This is a genomic window from Nostoc flagelliforme FACHB-838, assembly GCF_014698065.1.
Classification (GTDB): Bacteria; Cyanobacteriota; Cyanobacteriia; order Cyanobacteriales; family Nostocaceae; genus Nostoc; species Nostoc flagelliforme_B.
This window is the reverse complement of sequence record NZ_JACJSI010000578.1, coordinates 1-2,938: the sequence shown is the minus strand read 5'-3', so window position 1 is coordinate 2,938 and position 2,938 is coordinate 1. Positions and strand designations below refer to the sequence as shown.

Sequence of the window (2,938 nt, the reverse complement as noted above, 5' to 3'; positions counted from 1 at the left end):
CTGGCGCACAGTGGAATGTTGATAGTGTTAATCACATCCTCTCTATTCGTTGTGCTTATCTCAATGGTTTATTAGCTATTTGAGTCTTTCTGCCAAAAGTGGATGCTCCCCTTTTATACTGCTATTTCCTGAGCCAGTTAGGAGCGTTGTATTGATGTTGACATTGCCACCGTTGCCAGTACCAGTTGGGGCAAGGCTGTAAGGAAATTCAATACCTAAAAGATGATAAGCCGCCTGCCAATTATTGGCACTAGCACTGATAATGCTATCAAGCAATTGCACATAGTTTGCACGTATGAAAATGTTTCCTCCATCTGCTAATGCGGTTGCAGCACTAATGGAAGAATTATTTTTCAGAGAAACTATATTTGCATCAATATCTATATTGCCTGCCGAACCAGTGCCTAAATTACTTACAGTAACTGAACCGTTAGATAAAGAGAATTGCCCGGTTTTTATTTTTATACTCCCTGCCGCTCCACTGACCTCTGAAGATAGCCCTAATACTTGTTGTATTGATGGGGGAGGTGATACCGCATAAGATCCTATTCCAGACATAGAATTATAAGATAAAGCTTCTATATTTGTAGGTGTTGTCACATCTACAAAATTAGAGGCTTCAATTGTAACCTTGCCAGAATTACCGCTGGAAAAAGTGTAAGAAGCAATAATGCCTGTGTTGTATAACCTGACTTGAGGCGAGGTAATTTTCAAATCACCGGAATTTCCAGATCCATAAGCCACTACAGATGCTTGGGTTGGTGAAGAAAAAATGGGATTAAACCCACTCAATTCAACACTGCGATCGGCGCTGATGATTAAATCCCCCCCCGTGCCAGTGCTAAAAGTTCCAGATGTTATAGTTCCTCCATCTAAAGCAGTGAATTGACTTGTATTAATTACGATCTTGCCACTTGTGCCAGTGCTAAAAGTATACGAACCAACTCCGCTAGCAATGCTAGCAGTAGGTTTAATAAAGGAAAAACCTTTGACTTCTATAGATTCAGAAGCATTCAAAAGTATATTGCTAGCATTTGCTTCTGTAAAAGTCTTGCTATTTATGGCTCCTCCATCTTCAAAGCTTAAATATTTAGTTGAAACCACAACATCACCTGCGCTTCCTCCTAAAGTTTCTATTTCAATTCCACTAGGGATTGTTCCATCTGGGGAGGTTCCACTTAATTGAAGTAAATTTGAAGCCTGTATATTAATGCCGCTTCCAGCTTGAGCGCCTTGATTTTGAATCAACGCAACTGATCCTTCAGTAAAAGAAATTTGTTTTCCTACTAGTTGAATAGCACTATCTCCAAAGCCGCTAGTATCTACTAGTGCTTGTTTAGACATAAAGATATTTTTAAAGTTTTGTAAATCTTGATATCCGAATATCCAGCCAGAAGTTGTCGGTTTGATGCTAACTGTTCCATCACTGGCACTACCCAGTTCTACCCGTCCTCCTGGTGCCGTTAGATTCCCTCCTTCTAAAGCAATATTACCCCCTATTAAAGCTAAGGTTTTCCCTGACAAAACCCGCAAACCTTTGGAGCTAGTTCCTGCTCCTGAAACAGGTGTAAATAGTGAAGGGATAGCTAAATTATTTGCTGAACCTTGCACACGGATCTCACCAGGATTGTTGTCTAACCCCAATCCTACAGGCACATTCACTGTTAAAAGAGGAGTAGTTTGAGACGCAGTTGCATTGAACTCTTTTCCATCTGCAAACTTTAAGCTATTCGCCGTGCTACCCAAGAAAGAACCGCCAATATCTAATCGGGCATTGGAACACTTATAGTTGCAACCCAACAGCAGTTATTGAACTAACAGTGCTAGCCTCAATTATAAGAGCATCATCTATTTTTATAAAAAACAGGAAGTTAAAGTAACAACAGATTTAATAAACAATGCTTGGTTCAAAACTGATTTTAACTAATGTGCTGATATAGTGCAGTTAGATTACTATTAACACAATATTTGCTTTCGGTAAAGAAAAAATTTTGATAAATCGGAGATTTCTTTAAAATATGTCTTTAGCTAAAATCATTCTCAAAAAATTATCTGTCCTTAATCGGGAATATCAATGAGGAATCTCCCCTGCAATACACTCGTTAGTCGCCAGAATTCATCATAAAAAAATCATTCTTCCTGTGGTTCTTTCAAGTAGTTGTTAAAACACTAGACGAAGAATGATTCTCATACCAAGCTGCGGAGCTTTGTTTGCTTTACTGGTGTACTTTTGATTTCTGAGCAGGCTGAAAATTGATTCTTTCTCTCAAATGAAAGTAATATTTTATACTATCCCTTCTTCAAAATGAAAAATCAAGGGTTTTGACTATTCCGCAGTGAGGGAATGAATAACTATATATAAACTCTCATGAGAGAAAAGGTTTTTTCCAGTGAAGATCAGGATTATAATATTGAACTTAAGCTGTAGGGCATCTGTACAAAAAGGATAAAAAAAAGTGCGTTTTGTCAATCGGGTAAAATACTCAAAAGTATTTTAACAATAATGATAATCGTAGCTGGGGTGGGGGAAAGAGGCGAGTGTCAGACTTAGGTGTGGTTAAATATCTCCAAAAGCCAGCTAGCAAGATGGATTTATTACCTTGGATTGCACCTTTGCAGACATTTGTGCATTCATGCAGCAGCTATGTGTGAGGTTACGGCAGTTGCATCAACTGGCTAGCCGTGACTCTTCTGTGGATTGGCTGTTGCAGGGGTTGGGGCAACAAGCTAAACCTTATTTATCTTCGTTGCAAGCGAAGCTGCTGGCGGCTGTTGAGAGAGAGTACAACCTTGTTTGTCAGCAGCAGAAGTGACGATACAGCTAGTAACTTGGTAACTACAATTTTCTACAGATTTGGCATGAGCGTTACGATCGCGATCCGCTACACATTTGGCTACGTGAGCTAACAGCGTCCCAAACTCAGCACCTCTCAAACAA

1 protein-coding gene and 1 pseudogene are annotated in these 2,938 nt (G+C 39.4%); both read right to left on the bottom strand.

The annotated features are described in order from the left end of the window. Window positions 1-75 precede the first annotated feature (75 nt). Window positions 76-1,800 carry an S-layer family protein gene (locus tag H6G97_RS49060; protein ID WP_190947513.1) on the bottom strand — a complete coding sequence of 575 codons (1,725 nt, stop codon included), beginning with the start codon at window positions 1,798-1,800 and terminating at the stop codon, window positions 76-78. Window positions 1,801-2,727: 927 nt separating this feature from the next. Then, window positions 2,728-2,938, bottom strand: a pseudogene (locus tag H6G97_RS52065) (hypothetical protein); the annotation flags it as partial.